A 21,655-nucleotide genomic window follows, 5' to 3' on the forward strand; every position below is an offset into this window, starting at 1 on the left:
TTAGTCCTTCACCTGCAGCTGGACGCCCACATCCCGCCAGACTTCGGCTTCCTGCACCAAGGCGGTGGCGGTCAGCGGGTGCTCCGCCAGCCAGTCCCCCGCCAGCTTCAGGTTCACCTGCTTGCCTTGCTGGCTCAGCTGTACCGGCGGCATCTCCATGTCACGGCGGTTGCGGTGAAACAGCACCGCCAGCCGCAGGGCCATCACCTGTTCACGGAACAGGCCGGGCTGATTGAGCATCGCTTCATGCTTGCCCAACTTGCCACGGTGTGCCAGCGCCAGCTCAGACAACCGATGCTGTTCCGGGCGGGAGAAACCCGGCATGTCGGCATGTTCCAGAATATAGGCCGAGTGCTTGTGGTAAGCGGTATGCGATACCGAGAGGCCGATTTCGTGCAACTTGCTGGCCCAGTCCAGCTGTTGCAGCGCGTGCTCATCCACCCGGTTGCCGCCCAGCTGCTGGCACAGCAGGCGCGACAGCTCGCTCACCCGCTGCGACTGTTTGACGTCGACATGGTAGCGACGCTTGAACTGGGTCACCGTGGTGTCACGCATGTCCTTGTGGTGATGTCGCCCGATCAGGTCATACAGCACCCCGTCGCGCAGCGCCCCCAGGGTAATACTCATTTGCTGAATGCCCAGCTCGGCGAACACGGCGCGCATGATGGCAAAGCCGCCTGGCAATACCGGTGCGCGGTCCTGTCGCAAACCATTGAGCTGCAGCGCGCTGACGCTACCCGCCTTGAGCAGGATCTGCTCCAGTTTTTCCATGCCTTCTGCGGTAATACCGGAGGGCGAGAGGTCATTCAACTCCAGAATGTCAGACAGCGAGCGCGCCGTACCTGAAGTGCCAATCGCCAGCTGCCACTCTTCCGGCCCGAACTCACCGGCAATGGCTTCCAGCTCGGAGCGGGCTGCCAGCGTAGCTTCCTGCAAGGCCGACTTGGTGATCTTGCCACCGGGGAAGTACTTCAGGCTGTAGCTGACGCAGCCCATGAACAGGCTTTCCATCTTCAGCGGCTTGTAATGGCTGCCAATGATGAATTCAGTCGAGCCACCGCCAATATCCACCACCAGCCGCTTTTCGCGGGTCGCCGGCAGCGAATGCGAAGCGCCCAGATAAATCAGCCGCGCCTCTTCCCGCCCGGCGATGATTTCAATTGGCACCCCCAGCGCGGCCTGAGCCTCGTCCATGAAGCTGCTGGCGTTCTTGGCCACCCGCAGGGTATTGGTACCCACCGCACGCACCGCCTCTGGCGGCAACTGCCGCAGGCGTTCGCCAAAGCGCTTGAGGCAATGCAGCGCGCGCTTCATGGTGTCGGCATCCAGCGAGCCATCCGCCTGCAGGCCTGCGCCCAGCCGCACCGTATCTTTCAGCGAATCCAGCGGGTAGATCTGGTCATCGACCACCCTTGCCACCTGCAGACGAAAACTGTTGGAACCCAAGTCTACGGCGGCAATGGTGTCGAAGCTCAATGCGATCTCCTGCGAATAAGGCTCAGTTGTCGTTGTCGAGGGCCGCGCGTTCCGCGTCCGCCAGCGAGAGATGGCGGATGTCCTTGCCCTTGACCATGAATACTACATACTCTGACATGTTTTTGGCGTGGTCGCCAATCCGCTCGATGGCCTTGGCAATGGTGATGATGTCGATCGACGTCGAAATGGTGCGCGGGTCTTCCATCATGAAGGTGATCAGCTGGCGGATGATGGCACGGTATTCTTCATCCACCTGCATGTCTTCTCGCACCACCTGCGCCGCCAGGCCGGCATCCAGCCGGGCAAACGCGTCCAGCGACTTGCGCAGCATGCGCAGCGCCAGCTCGGCCGCGTGCTTGATCTCGGTAAAGCGCGGCACCTGCACCCGGCCCGACTGGTAGATATTGCGGCTCATGCGGGCGATCTTCTCCGCCTCATCGCCAATCCGCTCCAGGTCGGTAATGGTCTTGATCACGGTGAACACCATGCGCATGTCACCCGCCGTCGGCTGGCGGCGCGCGATGATGTGCTGGCATTCCTCATCCAGCTGCACCTCCAGCATGTTCACCTTGTGATCCAGGCTCACCACCTTGTCCAGCAGCGGCAGGTCGGCATTGGCCAGACCATTCAGCGCGTCCTTGATCTGCTCTTCAACCAGCCCGCCCATCTCCAGTACGCGGCCACGTACATGTTCCAGTTCCTGGTCAAACTGCTTGGAAAAATGCTCCGGCATGTGCGTCCCCTTGGGAATACGGTGATAAATCGGCCTATGATGCCAGCCTTACATGACAAATGTGTTATTGCTGCGCACCACTCCATCCGGCGTACCCAGCAGCAGTACATTGGCAGGCCGCAGGGCAAACAGTCCATTGGTAACCACGCCCGGGATCTGGTTGATCGCAGTTTCCAGCTTGATCGGCTCGGCGATGGTCAGGCCGTGCACATCCAGAATCCAGTTGCCGTTGTCGGTGACCACCCCCTCGCGCCAGGCCGGATGCCCGCCCAGCTTGACCAGCTCCCGTCCGACCAGACTACGTGCCATCGGGATCACCTCCACCGGCAGCGGAAATTGACCCAGCACCCGTACCTGCTTGCTGGCATCAGCGATGCAGACAAACTGCTTGCAGCACTGCGCCACGATCTTCTCACGGGTGAGCGCAGCGCCCCCGCCTTTGATCATTTGCCACTGGCCATTGATCTCGTCCGCACCATCGACATAGATCGGCATTTCGCCAACGGCAGTCAGTTCAAACACCCGGATGCCATGGGCCTTCAGCCGTGCAGCTGACGCTTCGGAGCTGGCGACCGCGCCGTCGATACGCTGCTTGATCTCGGCCAGCGCGTCAATGAAGTAATTGGCGGTGGAGCCGGTGCCGACACCCACCACCCAGCCGTCCTCGATGAAGTCGATGGCGGCACGGGCAGCGGCCTGTTTCTGCTGGTCTTGGGTCAGGGTAGCGCTCATGGATTTTCCGTCTGGTTACTGGGCATGGTGTAGTGCTTCTGTAACAGGGCACGGCCTGTTATGCTGCAGGGCAAGATGCGGATTTCAGCGCAACCTCCCGCCAAACAGACTCCATTATAGAATCAACAGGCCTACCGTGACTGCTTCGACCACCCAACCTTTCGATTATCTGGAAGCCATCCTGACCGCGCCGGTGTACGACGTGGCGATTGAAACCCCGCTGGATGAAGCACGCAGCTTGTCCCGCCGCCTGGGCCACACCGTACTGCTCAAGCGTGAAGACATGCAGCCGGTGTTTTCCTTCAAGATTCGCGGCGCTTACAACCGGCTGGCCCAGCTGAGCCCGGAGCAGCTGGCCTGCGGCGTGATTGCCGCTTCGGCGGGCAATCACGCACAGGGGGTGGCACTGGCGGCACAGACCCTGGGTTGCAAAGCCACCATCTGCATGCCCGCCACGGCACCGATGATCAAGGTAGAAGGGGTACGTGCCCGTGGCGCAGAGGTCATCCTGCACGGTGACAATTTCGACCTCACCAACCAGTATGCGCAGCAATTGGCCCTTGAGCGCGGCGCAACCTTCATTCCGCCGTTTGACGACCCGCATGTGATCGCCGGGCAAGGCACGGTCGCCATGGAGGTGCTGCGCCAGCGCAAGCATATGGACGTGATCTTTGTGCCGATTGGCGGCGGCGGGCTGGCGGCCGGGGTGGCGTTTTACGTCAAACGCCTGAAGCCATGGATCAAGGTGATCGGCGTCGAGCCCACCGAAGCCGCCTCGATGGCGGAATCCCTCACGGCGGGTGAGCGGGTGCGGCTCCCCCATGTGGGCCTGTTTGCCGATGGTGTGGCGGTGCGCATGGTGGGCGAGCACTGCTTTGCGCTGTGCCAGCAGCATCTGGACGGGGTGATCCGGGTCAGCAATGATGAGCTGTGTGCCGCCATCAAGGATGTGTTTGAGGATACCCGCTCGATTCTGGAACCTTCCGGCGCGGTAGCCATTGCCGGTGCCAAAGCCTGGGCCGCTGCCCATCCGGAAAGCCAGGGCATGACGCTGGTGGCGGTGGCGTCCGGGGCCAATATGAATTTCGACCGTCTGCGCTATGTGGCCGAGCGCTCAGAAGTGGGCGAGGCCCGCGAGGCGGTGATTGCAGTCACCATTCCGGAGCAGCCCGGCAGCTTCAAGTCCTTCCTGCAGCAGATTGGCAACCGTGCCATCACCGAGTTCAATTACCGCTACGCCGGCCCGGGTGCGGCGCATATCTTTGTTGGCGTACAGGTCGGCAACCGGGACGAGGCGCGCAATCTGGTCAGCCAGCTGTCCGCACAAGGCCATACCACGGTAGACCTCACCGACAATGAGCTGGCCAAGCTGCATATCCGCCATCTGGTCGGTGGTCGGGCGGACGTCGATAATGAGCGCCTGCTGCGTTTCGAATTTCCGGAGCGCCCCGGTGCCTTGCTGAATTTCCTGAACAGCATGAGCGCGGGCTGGAACATCTCCCTGTTCCACTATCGCAACCATGGCGCGGATTACGGCCGGGTGCTGGTCGGCATTCAGGTACCGTCGTCCGATCGCGCGGCGTTTCAATCCTTCCTGGATGCACTGGGCTACGAGTATCAGGAAGAAACGGATAACCCGGCCTACCGGCTGTTTCTGGCGTCCTGAGCACGGAATCTTTCGGCCCCTGCCCGGTCTGAACTGGCCAGACCGGGCAATAGCGGCAGCAAGGCCACCCTGCTTTCCGCTATAATGCCGTTTTTTTGCACACCGCCCTGCGGGCGGATCGCCGGAAGTTGTCGCGCCCATGAACCTGTTCCGCTCTCCCCTGATCACTCGCTCCCTGCTGTGGCTGGCCTGCCTGGCTGCGCCGCTGGCCCGTGCCGCGCTGCCGGTACCACCGCCGCCGCCCATCGCCGCCAAAGCCTATATCGTCACCGATTTTCAAACCGGCACGATGCTGGCCAGTGTGGACCCGGACAAACGCATTGAGCCGGCGTCGCTGACCAAGCTGATGACCGCCTACCTCTCCTTCCAGGCGGTAAAGGAAGGCCGCCTGAAGCTGGACCAGATGCTGACCGTGTCGGAAAAGGCATGGAAGGCGGAAGGCTCCCGCATGTTCATCAAGCCGAACTCACAGGTGAAGGTGGACGACCTGATTCACGGCATGATCATCCAGAGTGGCAATGATTCCAGCATCACGCTGGCCGAAGGCATTGCCGGCTCGGAAGAAGTGTTCGCCAACATGATGAACCAGACCGCGCAGAAGCTGGGCATGAAGTCGACCCACTTCATGAACAGCACCGGTCTGCCCGATCCACAGCACTACACCACGGCGCGCGACTTGTCGCTGCTGGCCAGTGCCATCATTCGCGACTACCCGCAATTCTTCCCCATCTACAGCATGAAGGAATTCAGCTACAACAACATCAAGCAGCCCAACCGGAACCTGCTGTTGTGGCGTGATCCGAATGTGGACGGCATGAAGACCGGCCATACCGAATCGGCCGGTTATTGCCTGGTCAGCACCATGAAGCGGGATGGTCGCCGCGTGATTTCGGTGCTGGTGGGGGCCAGCAGTGATACGGTACGCGCCACAGAAAGCCTGAAGCTGCTGAACTACGGCATCCAGTTCTTCGCGACCCCCAAGCTGTACAGCAAGGGGCAGGTGCTACAGCAGGTCAAAGTGTGGAAGGGTGAGCAGGAGCAAGTCTCGGTCGGCATGCCGCAAGACCTGTACATCAACCTGCCACGCGGTGCCGAGAAGCGCCTGAAAGCACAGCTGGTGACCCAGCAACCGCTGACCGCCCCGATCGCCAGCGGCCAGGTGGTGGGCAAGCTGATGCTGTCCCTCGATGGTCAGGCCATGGGCACCTACCCGGTCGCCGCCATGAAGGCGGTACCGGAAGCCGGGGTGTTTGGCCGTATGTGGGACAGCATGAAGCTGTGGTTTGAGTGAGGCTGCCATGTCCAATACTGAAGACACCCTGCTGACCTTTCCCTGCGCCTTCCCCCTGAAGATCATGGGCGTGCGGCAGGATGATTTTGCGCAGACCATTGTCGCCGTGGTGCTGCAGCATGCGCCGGACTTTGATGCCAGCACCGTGGAAATGCGCGCCAGCAGCAGCGGCAACTACCTGTCGCTCACCTGCACCGTCAATGCCACCTCCAAAGCTCAGCTGGATGACTTGTACCGGGCCCTGTCCAGCCACCCCCTTGTCAAGGTGGTGCTGTAAATGGATCTGCTGGTCCGTCGCTTTGGTGTGATGCCGTTTGAGCCAGTATGGCGGGCCATGCAGGATTTCAACGCGCGCCGCAGCGCCGACACGCCGGATGAGGTGTGGCTGCTGCAGCATCCGCCCATCTACACCCTGGGCATGGCCGGCAAACCGGAACACCTGCTGCAGGCCAGCGATATCCCGCTGCTGAAGATCGACCGTGGTGGCCAGATCACCTATCACGCTCCCGGTCAGATCATTGCCTACCTGCTGCTGGACCTGAAACGCCATCAGCTGGGCGTCCGCGAATTGGTCCGCAAAATGGAGCAGTCCGTGGTAAACTTGCTGAGCAATCATGGTGTTAGCGCTCACGGCGACGATGCTGCGCCGGGCGTTTATCTGGAAGATGGCGCCAAGATTGCGGCGCTGGGGCTGCGCGTGCGTCGCGGCTGCAGCTACCACGGGCTGAGCCTGAATGTGGACCTCGACCTGACCCCGTTTGGCTGGATCAACCCCTGTGGCTATCAAGGCATGGCGGTCAGCCGGACAGCCGACCTCGGCGTGAACACCCCGCTGGATCAATTGCAGGAAGAATTGCTGCTGATGTTGCACCAGACCATTACCCCGTCCTGTCGTTTACAGGCCGCTGCCGCTACCCTGCCGCAGCTGCCGGAACCCGTAGCTTCCGTTTAACCTCTTGAGCTGGAATCCACATGGCCAACATTGACCACAAACCGTCCAAGTACATGCTGAACCTGCTGCACGTTCTGCCGGCTTTTGCCGAGCGTGACAGCCTGCGCCTGAACGCCCTGATCGAAGTCAGCGCCGGCAGCATCAACAAGTACGAAATCATCACCGAGAGCGGCCAGCTGAAGCTGGACCGCGTGGGTTTCTCCTCGCTGGCCTACCCGGCCACCTACGGCTGCATCCCGTGCACCTGGGACCACGACGGCGACCCGCTGGACATCGTGATCGTGAACGTGACCGAAGCCCTGGTGCCGGGCTCGCTGGTGGAAGCCCGCATCATCGGCGTGATGAAGTTTGACGACGGCGGCGAAGTGGACGACAAGATCATCGCCGTACTGGCCGACGACAAGCGCGTGGACCACATCAAGACCATCGACGATCTGGGCGACTACTGGAAGAAAGAAAACCAGTACTATTGGGAACACTACAAAGACCTGAAGAAGCCTGGCACCTGCAAGGTAAACGGCTTCTTCAGCCCGGACGAAGCCGTCAAGATTGTTGACGAATGCGTTGAACGCTACAACGTGGAATACCTGCCGAAGTTCGCCGAGTAAACACGCTGTACCTGCCCCCGTGCGCCCAATCGCCACGGGGGTGACTGCCCTCTGGAAACTGCCATGTCTGCCCCCACCGAAGCCAAACCCGCCAGCAAACCTGTTGGTGTCAAACTCAAAGGCGAAGGCAAAACCTCGCGCATCCCGATCAAGATCGTGCCGCTGGAAACGCCGCTGAAAAAGCCGGACTGGATTCGCGTCAAATCACCCAACAGCGCACGTTTCCACGAGATCAAGGACATCCTGCGCGAGCAGAAGCTGCACACCGTGTGTGAAGAAGCCAGCTGTCCGAACATTGGCGAATGCTTTGGCAGTGGCACCGCCACCTTCATGATCATGGGCGACATCTGTACCCGTCGCTGCCCCTTCTGTGATGTGGGCCATGGCCGCCCCAACCCGCTGGACCCGAACGAGCCGCGCCACCTGGCCGAGACCGTAGCCAAGCTGCGCCTCAAATACGTGGTGATCACCAGCGTGGACCGAGACGACCTGCGTGACGGTGGTGCCCAGCACTTTGTAGATGTCATCCAGGCCGTACGCGAGCTCTCCCCCGCCACCCAGATCGAGGTGCTGGTGCCGGACTTCCGCGGCCGCATGGACCTGGCGCTGGATGTGCTCTCACGCGGCACCCCCGACATCATGAACCACAACCTGGAAACCGCGCCGCGCCTGTACAAGCAAGCCCGCCCCGGCTCCGATTACGCCCACTCGCTGCAACTGCTGAAAACCTTCAAGGAACGCTTCCCTCACATCCCCACCAAATCCGGCATCATGGTCGGCCTGGGTGAAACCGATGAAGAAGTATTCGAAGTGATGCGCGACATGCGCGCCCACAACATCGACATGATCACCATCGGCCAATACCTGCAGCCCTCCAGCCACCACCTGCCGGTCCTCCGCTACGTCACCCCGCAGCAGTTCAAGGTGTTCGAGCAAGCCGCCTACGACATGGGCTTCAAACACGCCGCCGTCGGCGCCCTGGTCCGCTCCAGCTACCACGCCGACCAGCAAGCCCACGGTGCCGGGGTGTAGTTGTGAGCGATCAGAATTAAATGCGAAAATTTAGAAAGGAATGCGAAAGTTCAGTTTATGGCTTCGCACTCCTTCCTATGAAATCCTATTATCTACAATGACTTAACTGGAGTTTGCCACTGAAGGAGAACACGCCTTCAAGCCCAGCCAGGCCCTTGCGCCTTGCCGCCTTTCCCGAAGGGAATACTGCATGGCGTATTGACTGGTTTGGCGATCTGGCCTTTCCGAATCGTCATCTCCGACGGCAGCAGCCCTCGGTCTTTGTTCACATGTCGCCGGTGACTGACCCTGATGCCTTGGCGAATCCCTCAGTATTACTCAATCCTGCCGCGACTGATTTCGCCAAAGGTCAGATGGGTCGCTGGGTTTCTGTCGGAACGCTTGCACTGCTACGTGTCGGTGATGTCTGGCAAAACCAGCAGTTGGCTTCTCGACCTGACTATCAACTTGAGACATTTCCCCACCTCCAGATTGGCCCAGAGACATCAACGCTGGTCAAAGCAGGACTGAACAAAGACGACAAGGGCTTCCTGCTGCCCTTACCGGAGCATCCTTGGCACCGACGCGGCACCCACGCCTATTGCATCGAGCTAAGCCTGCCAGATGGTCGGCGAATCATTGTGCCCTGTATGGAGCTCATTCGCTTTTACTTTGGTTCTTCCAGTAGTTTGCTTACCGCGCTGTTTCTACCACCGTTGCAGCGAGATACCCTTTACACCCAAGCCAGGTTCGACAGCAAAACACGCCAGCTTGTGCTGAAGCTTGCTGCACAGATCTCTGGGGCATCAGCCTCAGACATCGGTCGCCTGTACCTATGTAAAGAAGCCTGGCACGCTGCAATGGCGATTGGAACGTCCATACTCAAAGCGTCGACAGCAGGGCACGCCATTTACCCACAATGCTTCTTCCCCTTTGAAGGGATTACCAGCCTGACGGCTGCGGGCAAATGGCTACCTGGCGAGGGTGGCCCTGACAGAACCTTTATTGTCTTCAACCTGCGCTCCTGTTCACATCCCTTCCCCTTCAAAAGCCTCAAATACGAAACCAGCGATATCAGGCCAAGGCCTATTCTGGAAAACACTGGCGGTTCGGCACATCCTTGCGGAGACACGAACCGCCATCGCGCAGTAGCGGATAGCGCTGATCAGCGTTTGGTTGAACAAGACCCATCCAACCAGCTCCAACCTCGCCCCCGGCACCTGCGTGCTGAGCACCGTTTTCCTGATTTGACCAAGAAACCCGTCTGGCGTGATCAAGGGTTGACTACAACCAGTACAAGTGGCGGTTTCTCTGCAGGCCCAGGTATCCCGGAAGCCGCCATCGGAGAAGCTGGCTCGAACCGTCGCGTCCGCCCTACTGCACTGTCGGTTGCTATGAGTTCACCGCAACCACCTCCTGCGTTTCTGATGCCGTTATTGCAGAAGCTGCAGCAGATGAAGGACGTCACGATTACTCTACTGACTGCCAGTGAACAGGATGGCTGGACGGTTCCTGCGCCACTGATTCATGATGACGAGGGGGTTATTGACCCCAAGCTTTTTATGGACGGCGAAGATGGAGTCAACCGGCTGCGAAGAGCAGTGGTGTTTCTGGTCATCAGCCATGACCTCATGCATCACCATGTGTCCGTTGAAGCAAACGAACCATTTGTACAGGTATTGCCTATCCACAGCGGGGAGGAAGGCTGCGAAACCTCACTGATGCATGCGGTCCGGTTGTATCTGGATGGACTGGATTTGGCTCCCGAGCCTCTTGTTTGATCATACCCCCAGCCTGGGTCATCATTACGCTATGAGCATCACAGCCGGCACTTTCATCATTGGGGACCTCCCCCAGCTCCGCCTGATCGCATGGAACCGCAACCCCCATGATGTGATCACCGGTGAGGAGGCGTTCGACCTCTACGAACGGAACTGGCGCTTTGTTGACGAAGCAACCCTGACACCCCATGAGCGCGCAGTGGTTGATCGGCTGATACGTGAATACGGCCATGGCATCTTGCATGTTTGATACACTTGGGACCTGCGCTGGTTGACCGTATCTTGCCGGCGTAGGTGGTGCTCTCAGCTTGGCCTTTGGCGTTCATGACCATGGCCGACGTTGACGTCGAAGCCGCCATCCCCGGCCAACAGACCACTCTGCTGGGTGACACTCTGCCAGGTGCTGTTGAGCTTGCTGCGGCTGGTACTGGCGCTGACACTGGAGGCCCCGGCGCAGATGGGCGGAATGCACAGGCTGCACGGTGGAGCACTTCGATGGCCGGTTGGCGCAGGAGCTATGTTTGACCCGCTTCAGCAGTGCCAAAGCCTGCCGCAAACGCTATGTCGCTATGAATAACTGTTTGCCACTGAAGGCGCTGCAGCATGAGGCCCCGCTGCTGCCATTCAAGTATTGGCGACATTCCTATCCCATTTATTCTTGAGAGGGGTGCGTAATTATGTGGGGCCTGACTGCTAGGGAACCCCTGAACAAGTTCCCGATCCGGTAACATAGCACAAGCCCACCCACTACCACTGCCAGCCTGCCATGAAACAGATCAGCTTTGCCGACCAAGGCTTTGTTCACCAACCCAAAGCCACCCGCAAGCAACACTTTCTCTCTGAAATGGAACAGGTAGTACCTTAGCCCCAGCTGTGCGCCCTGTTCGAACCCCACTACCCCAAACCCGGTCGCTGGCAACAGCCGTTTGCCCTGGAAACCATGCTGCGCATCCACTTCATGCAGCAATGGTTCGCCCTCTCCGCCCCGGCCATGGAAGAAGCCCGGCACGACATCCCCCTCATGCGCGCCTTCGCCGGACTGGATGCCGGTAACGACCGCATGCCGGATGAAACCACCATCCTGAACTTCCGCCACCTGCTGGAGCGACATCAGCTGGCCCCGCAACAGCTGGCCGCAGTCAATGCCCTGCTTAGCCAGCAAGGACTGCTGCTGCGACAGGGCACCTTGGTGGATCCCACCCTGATCGCCGCCCCCAGTTCGACCAAGAACCAGGCCGGGAAGCGTGACCCGGAGATGAGCCAAACCAAGAAGGGCAATCAATGGTACTTCGGAGCCAAGGCCCACATCGGCGTCAACATGGACAGTGGCCTGATCCACAGCGTACAGCTCACCACCGCCAAAGTCGCCGACATCCGCATGACCGACCAGCTGCTGCATGGAGAAGAACAGCTGGTAATCGGCGATGGCGGTTACCATCGCAAGGACCGGACCTTCGGTCACACCCATGAACGCCAAGGCATCCGCATGCTGACGCCGTACAAGCGGCAGGCTGGACAGGGACTGGAAGCCGGGCAGCGCGCCTTCAACCAGTTGCTGCCCAGACTGAGAGCAAAGGTGGAACACCCGTTCCGGGTGCTGAAGCAGCAATTTGGCTATGCGAAGGTACGTTATCGTGGGCTGATAAAGTACCGGGTGCAGGTAGAAGTGTTGTTTGCCTTGGTCAACCTGTACCTGGCACGCAAACGGTTGCTGATGGGATAAATCCGTCAGGAGATGGGAAACCCCTCTCAAAGACGGTGAAGGCCTAGGGTTCCCAAGGCCGGTTTGCGGGGGATATTGGGCTCAAATGGGGCAAAAGAGCGTCTGCCGCAGGTTGAGTGTGCCCTTCGGGGGCTTGTTCAGGGGTTCCCAAGCAAGGCTGCAAGTGGGAGCAAACCAAGGCGGCGGACACCGAGCAGTATGATTCGGCCGAATGTTCAAGCCGCCCTGAATGCGATGTTCGATGATGGGGTTCTGCTCTCCCGCCGGGAAGTTGCTGCACGGGCAGGAATTAGCGCACAAACACTCTATTCGAAAGCTCTTGACCTAGTTGAAGAAGCAGAGGTGCGATGGACTGCCGAGAACGCTGCACCCGACCAACGGGCTATTAAAATAGAAAAAGATTATGTCTGTCTATAGACAGGTGGCATGGAGCTTGGCCCCATAAACATCTGCCGGAAATAGCTTCGTACTGCGATCATGGCAGGGGTAAATTCCGAGCTTTTCTTCCATGCCAAACCAACCGCCATGGCGGGAACGGGGTCCTGCAGCTGCACTGTCTCAATGCGCTTACCTTCCAGTGACCACGGGCGATAAACCATGTCGGACAGGATAGCAATTCCTCCACCATTGGCCACAATACTGCGCACGGCCTCCACTGAGGATGTGCGCAAGCGGATATCCGGCTGGTAAGGCGTGTTGTTCCAGTAACGAAGAGCAGTGTAGGCGGCTTCATCCACTGTCAGCATGATGTAGGGCTCTTCTGCTACATCGGCAAGCGTCACGGCCTCTTGTTTCAGGAAGCGATGGGCGGCAGGTACCCATAGCCGTCGTTGGGAGTTAATGAAGGTTTCGGACGCCAGTTCAGGGTTGACCAGATTAGACGTCAGTACCACGGCCAGGTCGTAGCGGTCGGTAATCAGGCCTTCTTCAATCACTTCCCGGTTGAGTTCAAACAGGTTGATGGAAACTTCAGGGAGCAGGTTGGATAACCGTTGCAAGTGATGGGGCAGGAAGTAACCGAGTACGGTATACGTAGCGGCTATACGCAAAGTACCGGTGATGGTTTCGTTGGCGTGCGTGAGTTTCATGGCTTCGCTGATGCTATCCAGAATCTGCCTTGCCAGGGGCAGAAAACGCCGCCCTGCTTCTGTGAGCACCATGCCATGCGAGGTGCGCTGGAAGAGATCCGTGCCCAGCATCTGTTCCAGTTCCTTAATGGCCGTTGTCACGGTCGATTGCGAGATGCAGAGCTCAGCAGCAGCCATTGAAATCTGCCCCATCTCTGCAGTTGCCACAAAATATTTCACCTGTCGGAAGCTGAGCGACACCTACAACCCTCCTTTTGCATATATTTACAACGATATTTTTTACATATGATATCTGAAAATCAGAATCTGAATATCAATTATTTCAATTTAACTGATCTGAAGTCATGAGTTGATGTGATCAGCCGGTATTCTTCTGGCTAGTGTGCGGTGTTGGCCCTGTTACTCACACTATGCTATCTGATTTTTTAATAATGCATTATATAAATATATCAGTTTTAAATGAAAGGGGGCGGGATTACACTTTGCCACATCAAATTTTCTGACAGAAGCATAGGTAAAGGGGACAAGAATGAAGCATCCACGAATCGACCTGAATTGCGATATGGGGGAAGGCTTTGGCATGTGGGTTATCGGTGATGGCGTGGATGAAGAAATCTTGCCTATGATCAGTTCGGCCAATATTGCGACGGGTTTTCATGCAGGCGATCCGAACATCATGCACAGAATCGTACGCCTCGCCAAAACCCACGGTGTCCGCATTGGTGCGCATCCAGGTTTTCGAGATCTGGTGGGGTTTGGTAGACGTCGTATTGTGGCCCCGGCCGACGAACTGGTAAACGACATGATCTATCAGTTGGGGGCATTGCGTGAATTTGCGCGTCTCAATGGATTGCGCATTCAGCATTTCAAGCCGCACGGCGCACTCTATATGCAGGTTGCCGTGGATGAGGAACTGTCCCGTACCATGATCCGTGCCTTGCAACAGATTGAGCCCACCTTGCTGCTGATGGTGATGGAGAGTTCGATCACCTATAAGGTCGCCAAGGAAATGGGGCAGCCGGTGGTAAGGGAGTTCTACGCCGACCGGGATTATGACACGACAGGCAGCATTGTATTTACCAGACGAGTCGGGCGACTGGATCCTGACATAGTGGCCCAGAAGGTATTGAAAGCATGTGTGGAAGGGCGTGTCAGGACCGTGGATGGGGATGACATTGATATCGGATTTGATTCGGTTTGCATCCATAGTGATACGCCCGGCGCTTTGGACATTGTGAAGACTACCCGGGCGTTGCTGGACGCTAATGGCATCCAGATTTCACCATGTTCCGATTTTATTGAATGAATGCGTGATCAATTTTTTGACAGAACTGGAGAGAGCACATGGCACAACTGACGATTTGTTCCCATCTGCCGGGAACGTTCTACCGGAAACCGTCTCCTGACTCACCGATGTTTGTGGAGGAAGGGCAGTATGTTGAAGCAGGTACCGTGATAGCGCTGCTGGAAGTCATGAAAATGTATAGCGAGGTAGTGACCGAGGTATCGGGACGATTGGTGCGGTTTGAGGTGGCAGCAGAATCGTCTGTCGAACCGGGTGATGTACTTGCAATCCTGGAAACGGAGTGACTTGAATGCAAAAGCCTATCAAAAAACTTTTGATCGCCAACCGTGGCGAAATTGCCGTAAGGATTATTCGGGCCGCTCGTGAACTGGACATCCGAACCGTAGTAGTTTGTAGCGAGGCGGACATTGATAGCCAGGCAGTACGGTTAGCGGACGAACATGCATTAATTGGACCGGCACAGGCTGCCAAAAGTTATCTCGACAAGGATAAGGTGCTGGCTGTCGCCAAAGAAGTCGGTGCTGATGCAATTCATCCGGGCTATGGGTTCCTGTCGGAGAATGCCAGTTTTGCAGAGGCTTGCGAGCAATCAGGCATTGTTTTTGTGGGACCGTCCGCCAGTGCCATTCGCACAATGGGAGACAAGGCAGCAGCCAGAACTGCTGCCATGGCCGCAGGTGTGCCCGTTGTACCTGGTAGTGATGGTGAAGTTGGTTCGCTGGAAGGTGCCATTGAGGCTGCCGGCGTCATTGGTTATCCGGTCATGATCAAGGCCGCTGCTGGTGGGGGCGGTCGGGGCATACGGATCGCCAAGGATGAGGCCGAACTGTGCCAGCAGTACCCGATTGCTGTCGCCGAAGCTACTTCCGCATTTGGTAACGGTGCGGTTTATCTGGAGCGCTTTATCGCTAGTGCTCGCCATATTGAGGTTCAGGTGCTGGGGGATGGCACCTCTGTCATTCATCTCTTTGAGCGGGATTGTTCCATTCAGCGCCGCCGCCAGAAGATATTTGAGGAAGCCGGATCTCCGGTCCTGGATGAGGCTACCCGCAAGGCATTATGTGCATCTGCTGTGAAGCTTGCTGAGGCAGTGGCGTATCGCGGTGCCGGAACGCTGGAATACCTCTTTGATAGTGAAAGCGGTGAATTCTTCTTCATTGAGATGAATACCCGAATTCAAGTCGAGCATCCGATTACCGAGATGATTACAGGGGTGGATCTGCTGAAAGCCATGCTGAGAATTGCTGCTGGTGAATCGCTCCCGTATAGCCAGCAAGACATCACACGCCGTGGACATGCGATTGAAGTACGTATCAATGCTGAAGATCCGGAAAAGCAGTTCATGCCATGTCCGGGACTGGTCGGCGATATTGTCTGGCCACAAGGGCCTGGTGTACGGATTGATTCGCTGTTGCGGGCATATTACCAGATTCCGGCTTATTACGATTCACTGCTGGCCAAGTTGATTGTCTGGGATGAGAGCCGCCCAGCCGCCTTGGCGAGGCTGAAGCGCAGTCTTGGTGAGTTGTCGATTGCCGGAGTCAAAACCACACAACCACTGTTTCTGGCCCTATTGGAAACCGACGCCGTGAAGTCTGGTGAATACGATACCAACTGGCTGGAGCGCTGGATGAGCGGGAAAAGGGAAGAACAAAAGCCAGCAGAATCAACTGCCGGGAGTGCCATATGAGTATTCAATGCCGATATACCTTTGGTGGTGACGAACATCTGTTTGTCGAAATCGACGAATCAATGTCTCTGCCCGCATTCTTCAAGTCCATGGCCATGACCAGTCGTCTGCAGGCAATGGCATTACCTGGGCTAAAGGAAATTTGTCCTGCCAATGCATCCTTCCAGGTCAGGTTCGATCCAGACGTCATTCACCCGGAAGTGCTGCTGCGACAGTTGCAGGAGATTGAAGAAGAGGTGGGTAAGTCTGCCAGCAACGAACTTCAGACCCGCATTATCGAAATTCCGGTTTTCTATGACGATCCTTGGACTAACGAAACCCAGTTACGCTTCCGTGAGCGGCATCAGGATCCTTCATCCACTGATCTTGCCTACGCGGCTCGCATCAACGGCTATGACAGTGTGGCGGCCTTTATCAATGCACATGCCAGCTCACCCTGGTTTGTTTCTATGGTCGGATTTGTGGCGGGCTTACCGTTCATGTATCAGATGGTGGAAAGGGAACGGCAGATCCAGGTGCCCAAATATCTGCGCCCCCGTACGGATACACCCAAGCTGACGGTTGGCCATGGTGGTTGTTTTGGCTGCATTTACTCGGTGCGAGGTGCGGGCGGTTACCAGATGTTTGGTGTGACCCCGGCTCCGATTTTTGATCATGCCCAGCGACAGCCCTATCTCAAGGACTTCATGTGCTTTTTCCGTCCAGGAGACATCGTTAAATTCAAGCCGATCAACCTGCCGGAATATGAAGAGGCTGTTCGTTTGGCCGATGAGGGGCAGTTATCTCTGAGAATCCGTCCGGTCAGCTTTTCGATGGCTGCATTTGAAGAGGATCCTGCGGCGTATAACCGTTCACTGATTGAGGTGTTGTATGGCGATTAATGTAATTAAACCCGGCCTGGCGTCTTCACTGCAAGATGGTGGAAGGAGTGGTTTTTATCATCTGGGTATTCCGCCATCTGGGGCACTAGACCAGTTCTCCTTTCAGGCTGCCAATCTGCTGGTGGGGAATGATCCTGACCTGGCCGTACTCGAAATCACCTTGATGGGGCCAGAGCTGGAGTTTACGGAGGATGCGTTGATGGCCGTGACCGGGGCATTGATGGTGCCCAAGGTGAATGGCGCGCCTTTTCCAGTAAATGAGTCATTTCTGGTACATGCGGGAGATCGCCTGACATTTGACTATGTGCGTCAGGGTGCTCGAGCCTATGTCGCGATTGGGGGGGGGGTTGATGTACCCGTTGTGTTAGGTAGTCGTTCTACCTATGGCCTGGGTGTATTTGGTGGCCATGAAGGTCGACGTCTGCAAGCAGGAGATGTCTTGAAAGCAGGGCAGGCCACTGCTCGGGCCAGACCTGGACGACAACTGCCTGCTGCGCTGGTACCTGCCATGGAAAAGGCAGTCACATTACGCGTTATGCCTGGTCTTTATGATCATCGCGTGAAGCCAGATTCACTGTCCGATTTCTTTACCGACAATTGGGCTGTCGCCCCGGAGGCTGACCGCATCGGTTACCGGCTAAAGGGCGGCAAACCGCTTGACTTTGTGCCGCGCACACCACCTTTTGGCGCTGGGTCAGATCCTTCCAATATTGTGGATGCCTGTTATCCGATTGGTTCCATTCAGGTGCCTTCCGGGCAGGAGCCCATCATCTTGTTGCGGGACGCCGTATCCGGGGGCGGCTACATGATGGTAGGGGCTGTCATTTCTGCAGACCTCGATCTGGTGGGGCAGATGCAACCGGGTTATCAATGCCGCTTTTCATTGGTGGATATGCAGACGGCACTTGAGGCACGTCAGGCCCGCAAGGCGAAGTTTGAAAAGCTCTACGCCGCACTGGCGGATTAGAGCCGTATTTAAGTGTGTTATCCAAAGTAGTGTTCATGCCCTTAAGGAGAGAGTAATGAAACTGCAGCAACGCATTCAGATAGGTTCTATCTTGTTGGCCGGACTCTGGGTCAGCCTGTCCGCTAGTGCTTCCAACTGGTACCCCTACATGGTGAGCTCTACTGAGCCACCGTTCACCAATAGTACGCCACGTAGTGAGTCCTATACGCCGCTGGCCAAGGCGGCCAAGAAATGGAATCTCTGCGTGTCATTTCCGCACATGAAGGATGCCTATTGGCTGGGGGTCGATTACGGGGTGACCGAGGAAGCAAAGCGGGCAGGCGCCAAGCTACAGCTGGTGGAAGCCGGTGGCTATACCAATCTTGGCAAGCAGATTTCCCAGATTGAAGACTGTGTTGCAGCCGGTGCTAATGCGGTGATTATCGGCGGCATTTCAGCAGATGGCCTTAATAATCTAGTGAAGAATGTCACGGCCAAAAAAATACCGGTCATTGATCTAGTGAACGGGATTAATTCACCGGATATTGCAGCCAAATCCCTGGTTTCTTTTTACACCATGGGCTTCTCTACCGGTGACTACCTGGCGAAAAAACACCCTAAAGGCTCACCGACCGTGAAAGTAGGCTGGTTCCCTGGGCCTGCAGGTGCCGGATGGGTGGAGGCAGCACATAAAGGGTTCATGGATGCGACCAAGAACAGTGCGCTCAAGGTACTGGACCCTAAATACGGGGATACCGGCAAGGAAGCACAATCCAAACTGGTTGAAGACGTCCTGCAGGCGAATCCTGACCTGAAATACATCGCAGGTACCGCGGTGACAGCCGAGGCAGCGCAGGGGATCGTGAAGTCCCGTAATTTGGGCGGTAAGGTGCAGCTCTTGTCTTTCTATATTACCCCAGGCGTATATGAAGGCATCAAGCAGGGACAGATCATGGCATCTCCTGCTGACTCGATGGTGATTCAGGGACGTATTGCGGTTGACCAGGCCATCCGTTTGCTGGAAGGCAAACCAGTCCTCAAACATGTCGGACCCAAAATCTTTGTCGTCGATCAGCAAAACATTGGCAGGATCGTGAAAGAAAACATCTTGCCACCTGACAGCTTTACGCCCGTCTTTACCGTCAACTAAGCCATCACTCAGATAACGATTGTGTCAGGGTGGCTTCTTCACAGAATGCCACCCGGGGCAGAATTTTGCTTGGAATTTGATCCATGAACGACACATTACTCGATGTATCGGGGCTGAGTAAGCAGTATCCCGGGGTAAAAGCGCTCGACAGTGTCTCGCTCACTTTACACAAGGGTGAAGTACTGGCCTTGTTTGGCGAGAACGGGGCAGGCAAATCAACCCTGATTTCCATTATTGCCGGCGCGCAGTTGCCTACGGAAGGCCGGTTGCTGCTTGAAAATGAACCCTGCCATTTCCAGTCGGTGCTGGATGCCCGTCGGCATGGCATCAGCGCCGTGTTTCAGGAATTCTCGCTGGTACCCTCCCTGACCGTTGCTGAAAACCTGTTTCTGGGCGACGAACCAACGCGATTGGGATTGGTGGATCGGCGTGCCATGGAACGCCAGGCAGCCAGCCTGTTGGCACAGCTGGGGTTTGATATTCCGCTGCATGTGCGGGTAGGGACGCTCGGACGTGCACATCAACAGATGGTCGAAATTGCGAAGGCGTTCCGCCACCCGGTGAGGCTGTTGATTCTGGACGAGCCGACAGCCTCGCTGTCCGACAAGGAAACACGTCAATTGTTTGCCTTTGTCGAGCGACTGAAATCAGAAGGTGTAGGGGTGTTGTATATCACGCACCGCATGCAGGAAATCCGTGCGATTGCTGATCGTGTGGCCGTACTGCGTGATGGGCGGCATATTGGCACCGTAGATGCCAAAGTGACTGAAGAAGAGCGGCTGATAGAGATGATGGCCGGACGTACGATTGATAACATTTACCCGAAGATTGCGGCCAATCCTCAGGAGGTGATTCTTGATCTGCAAGACGTATCCACTCGATCTGGCGTCCAGTCTGCCAGCATCCAGGTACGTCGCGGGGAAGTGGTCGGGGTGGCCGGACTGGTCGGCTGTGGTAAATCCGAATTATTGCGGGCGGCATTCGGGATAGACCGGGTGATCGCCGGCGAAGTGGTTTTCAAGGGTAAACCGATAACGAACCATCATCCGTCATCGATGTGGAAAGAAGGATTTTTCTACCTGCCACCGGATCGTCGGGCAGAAGGGTTGTTTCTCTCATTCAGTTCGCGCAGCAACATCACCATGCCTGCCTTGCGGCACGGCAAGCACCGCTCCGGATTTGGCGGGCTTTCTCCCCGTAAGGAGCTGAGTACGGCCAAACAGTTGGCCAAGCGGGTAGAGCTGCACGACCGCAATCTACACAAGCCGGTCGGTTTGTTATCCGGAGGCAATCAGCAAAAAGCACTGTTTGCCAGAGGGTTGTCTACCGACATTGACTTGTATGTACTTGATGAGCCTACGGTTGGGGTGGACGTGGGTACCCGCAGCGCCCTCTACGAACTGATCCGTGAATTGTGCGAGACCGGGGCCGCCGTGGTGGTCATTTCTTCTGACTTGCCTGAGGTCATGCATCTGTCGCATCGACTATATGTGATGTCCCAGGGGCGTATTGTGTCCGAATTGTCGGGCGATGAAATTACAGAATCGAATGTGCTGCAGCACTTTTTTGACAAAGAAGAGGTATTGTCATGAGCGAAACAAACGCCAATAAACCGGCAACGGCCGCGCTACAGTTTCTGTCTGGTCCGAAAGCCGTCTTTCAGCTGCTCCTTAAAATTGGTGTCTTACCGATTTTTCTGGGGGGGTCTCTTATCGTTTTTGGTAGCCTATCCGACCAGTTTTTGACGACGCAGAATTTCATCAATTTGTTTCGTCAGTCGGTATACCTGATTCTGGTGTCTCTAGGTCAGATGTTGGCGCTTATCAGTGGCGGTTTTGACTTATCGGTGGGTACGGTGCTTGCTATCACCTCGGTCGTGTCATCTATGACCATGGCCGCCCTGAGCCATGCCGGCGTTCCGCTGGAATGGGTCATTGTCCTTGGTTGTCTGGCCGGACTCGCCGCTGCGATAGTTGTCGGTGCAATCAACGGCATGGGCGTGTCACTGTTTAAGGTGTCACCTTTTATCATGACCATGGGGGTGCAATCGATTGGCTTTGGATTGGCGTTGTATCTCACAGGGGGGGTCCCGGTATCCGGATTGCCCAGCCAGTTTGGGGACCTGTTCGGTTTTGGAGATCTTATGGGCATGCCAGCACCGGTATTTATCTGTCTGATCGGTGTTGCACTGGTCTGGTTGTTGATGGAGCGTACTGCAGCGGGACGTCATCTCCATGCCGTCGGTGGGAATGTTCGTGCAGCAGAACTTTCTGGCATCCGCTCTGGACGCATGCTCTGGATGGCCTACATTATTTGTGCGTTATTGGCAGCCGTCTCGGGGCTATTGCTGACCGCCCGTACGGGCAGTGGGGAGGCAAACATCGGTGGTACGGTTGCACTTGAGTCTATTGCGGCCTGTGTTATCGGTGGTGTTAGTTTGCGTGGAGGCATTGGTAAGACGGTTAATGTAGTCCTGGGGGCCATATTCATTGTATTGGTGCAGAACGGTATGAATATTGCCAACATTGGCTCATACCTGCAGATGGTTGTGCTCGGCTGCTTGCTGATCATTGCCGTGATTACTGACCAATTGCGTCAGAAATATCTTATCTAACGTAGAA

The 21,655-nt window shown here is 56.7% G+C and carries 20 protein-coding genes and 1 pseudogene; 17 read left to right on the plus strand and 4 right to left on the minus strand.

Annotated elements, in window-relative coordinates:
* The 3 genes from ppx to rpiA are packed head-to-tail and all read right to left on the minus strand — an operon-like array spanning position 1 to position 2,941.
* Positions 1 to 1,476 carry an exopolyphosphatase gene (gene ppx / locus HF682_RS08940; RefSeq protein ID WP_168876824.1) on the minus strand — a complete coding sequence of 492 codons (1,476 nt, stop codon included), beginning with the start codon at positions 1,474 to 1,476 and terminating at the stop codon, positions 1 to 3.
* Between the two features lie 22 nt (positions 1,477 to 1,498).
* A complete protein-coding gene (phoU, locus tag HF682_RS08945; protein ID WP_168876825.1) occupies positions 1,499 to 2,209 on the minus strand; it encodes a phosphate signaling complex protein PhoU in 711 nt (236 codons plus the stop codon).
* A gap of 48 nt (positions 2,210 to 2,257) precedes the next feature.
* A complete protein-coding gene (gene rpiA / locus HF682_RS08950; protein ID WP_240947092.1) occupies positions 2,258 to 2,941 on the minus strand; it encodes a ribose-5-phosphate isomerase RpiA in 684 nt (227 codons plus the stop codon).
* Positions 2,942 to 3,077: 136 nt separating this feature from the next.
* Between rpiA and ilvA the strand changes: the two genes are divergently transcribed.
* From ilvA to HF682_RS08995, 9 genes and pseudogenes are all read left to right on the plus strand, one after another.
* Complete coding sequence (ilvA, locus tag HF682_RS08955; RefSeq protein WP_308418710.1) at positions 3,078 to 4,607, plus strand: threonine ammonia-lyase, biosynthetic; 1,530 nt, start codon at positions 3,078 to 3,080, stop codon at positions 4,605 to 4,607.
* Positions 4,608 to 4,746: 139 nt separating this feature from the next.
* The gene (locus HF682_RS08960) at positions 4,747 to 5,898 is read left to right on the plus strand and encodes a D-alanyl-D-alanine carboxypeptidase family protein (protein ID WP_168876827.1); all 1,152 of its coding nucleotides are present in this window, start codon (positions 4,747 to 4,749) and stop codon (positions 5,896 to 5,898) included.
* Positions 5,899 to 5,905: 7 nt separating this feature from the next.
* Positions 5,906 to 6,175, plus strand: coding sequence for an HP0495 family protein (locus tag HF682_RS08965; RefSeq protein WP_168876828.1), 270 nt, complete (start codon positions 5,906 to 5,908; stop codon positions 6,173 to 6,175).
* Entirely contained in the window at positions 6,176 to 6,850 is a 675-nt protein-coding gene (gene lipB / locus HF682_RS08970) for a lipoyl(octanoyl) transferase LipB (protein WP_205881951.1), read from the plus strand.
* A gap of 20 nt (positions 6,851 to 6,870) precedes the next feature.
* A complete protein-coding gene (locus HF682_RS08975; RefSeq protein ID WP_168876829.1) occupies positions 6,871 to 7,458 on the plus strand; it encodes an inorganic diphosphatase in 588 nt (195 codons plus the stop codon).
* 63 nt (positions 7,459 to 7,521) lie between these two features.
* Positions 7,522 to 8,490 (plus strand): lipoyl synthase, encoded by a 969-nt coding sequence (gene lipA, locus HF682_RS08980; protein ID WP_168876830.1) that lies wholly within the window; start codon positions 7,522 to 7,524, stop codon positions 8,488 to 8,490.
* Between the two features lie 155 nt (positions 8,491 to 8,645).
* The gene (locus tag HF682_RS08985; protein WP_168876831.1) at positions 8,646 to 10,250 is read left to right on the plus strand and encodes a hypothetical protein; all 1,605 of its coding nucleotides are present in this window, start codon (positions 8,646 to 8,648) and stop codon (positions 10,248 to 10,250) included.
* A 31-nt stretch (positions 10,251 to 10,281) separates the two neighbouring features.
* A complete protein-coding gene (locus tag HF682_RS08990; RefSeq protein WP_168876832.1) occupies positions 10,282 to 10,500 on the plus strand; it encodes a hypothetical protein in 219 nt (72 codons plus the stop codon).
* 516 nt (positions 10,501 to 11,016) lie between these two features.
* Positions 11,017 to 11,973, plus strand: a pseudogene (locus HF682_RS08995) (IS5 family transposase).
* Positions 11,974 to 12,374: 401 nt separating this feature from the next.
* Here the strand turns inward: HF682_RS08995 and HF682_RS09000 are convergent.
* Positions 12,375 to 13,301, minus strand: coding sequence for a LysR family transcriptional regulator (locus HF682_RS09000; RefSeq protein ID WP_168876833.1), 927 nt, complete (start codon positions 13,299 to 13,301; stop codon positions 12,375 to 12,377).
* A gap of 289 nt (positions 13,302 to 13,590) precedes the next feature.
* Between HF682_RS09000 and HF682_RS09005 the strand changes: the two genes are divergently transcribed.
* The 8 genes from HF682_RS09005 to HF682_RS09040 all read left to right on the plus strand — a co-directional run bounded on the left by HF682_RS09005 (position 13,591) and on the right by HF682_RS09040 (position 21,648).
* On the plus strand, positions 13,591 to 14,367 hold the full coding sequence (locus HF682_RS09005; RefSeq protein WP_168876834.1) for a 5-oxoprolinase subunit PxpA: 777 nt from the start codon (positions 13,591 to 13,593) through the stop codon (positions 14,365 to 14,367).
* A gap of 38 nt (positions 14,368 to 14,405) precedes the next feature.
* The gene (locus tag HF682_RS09010) at positions 14,406 to 14,651 is read left to right on the plus strand and encodes an acetyl-CoA carboxylase (RefSeq protein ID WP_168876835.1); all 246 of its coding nucleotides are present in this window, start codon (positions 14,406 to 14,408) and stop codon (positions 14,649 to 14,651) included.
* Positions 14,652 to 14,656: 5 nt separating this feature from the next.
* Entirely contained in the window at positions 14,657 to 16,057 is a 1,401-nt protein-coding gene (locus HF682_RS09015) for an acetyl-CoA carboxylase biotin carboxylase subunit (protein WP_168876836.1), read from the plus strand.
* Positions 16,054 to 16,938 (plus strand): 5-oxoprolinase subunit B family protein, encoded by an 885-nt coding sequence (locus tag HF682_RS09020; RefSeq protein WP_205881952.1) that lies wholly within the window; start codon positions 16,054 to 16,056, stop codon positions 16,936 to 16,938. The genes HF682_RS09015 and HF682_RS09020 overlap by 4 nt, the downstream gene beginning before the upstream one ends.
* Positions 16,928 to 17,905 carry a 5-oxoprolinase subunit C family protein gene (locus HF682_RS09025; RefSeq protein WP_168876837.1) on the plus strand — a complete coding sequence of 326 codons (978 nt, stop codon included), beginning with the start codon at positions 16,928 to 16,930 and terminating at the stop codon, positions 17,903 to 17,905. The genes HF682_RS09020 and HF682_RS09025 overlap by 11 nt, the downstream gene beginning before the upstream one ends.
* A 55-nt stretch (positions 17,906 to 17,960) precedes the next feature.
* On the plus strand, positions 17,961 to 19,034 hold the full coding sequence (torT, locus tag HF682_RS09030; protein WP_168876838.1) for a TMAO reductase system periplasmic protein TorT: 1,074 nt from the start codon (positions 17,961 to 17,963) through the stop codon (positions 19,032 to 19,034).
* An 83-nt stretch (positions 19,035 to 19,117) separates the two neighbouring features.
* Entirely contained in the window at positions 19,118 to 20,626 is a 1,509-nt protein-coding gene (locus tag HF682_RS09035; protein WP_168876839.1) for a sugar ABC transporter ATP-binding protein, read from the plus strand.
* Positions 20,623 to 21,648 carry an ABC transporter permease gene (locus HF682_RS09040; RefSeq protein ID WP_168876840.1) on the plus strand — a complete coding sequence of 342 codons (1,026 nt, stop codon included), beginning with the start codon at positions 20,623 to 20,625 and terminating at the stop codon, positions 21,646 to 21,648. Before HF682_RS09035 ends, HF682_RS09040 begins: the two co-directional genes overlap by 4 nt.
* The last annotated feature ends 7 nt before the right edge of the window (positions 21,649 to 21,655 follow it).

The organism is Leeia aquatica (genome assembly GCF_012641365.1).
Classification (GTDB): Bacteria; Pseudomonadota; Gammaproteobacteria; order Burkholderiales; family Leeiaceae; genus Leeia; species Leeia aquatica.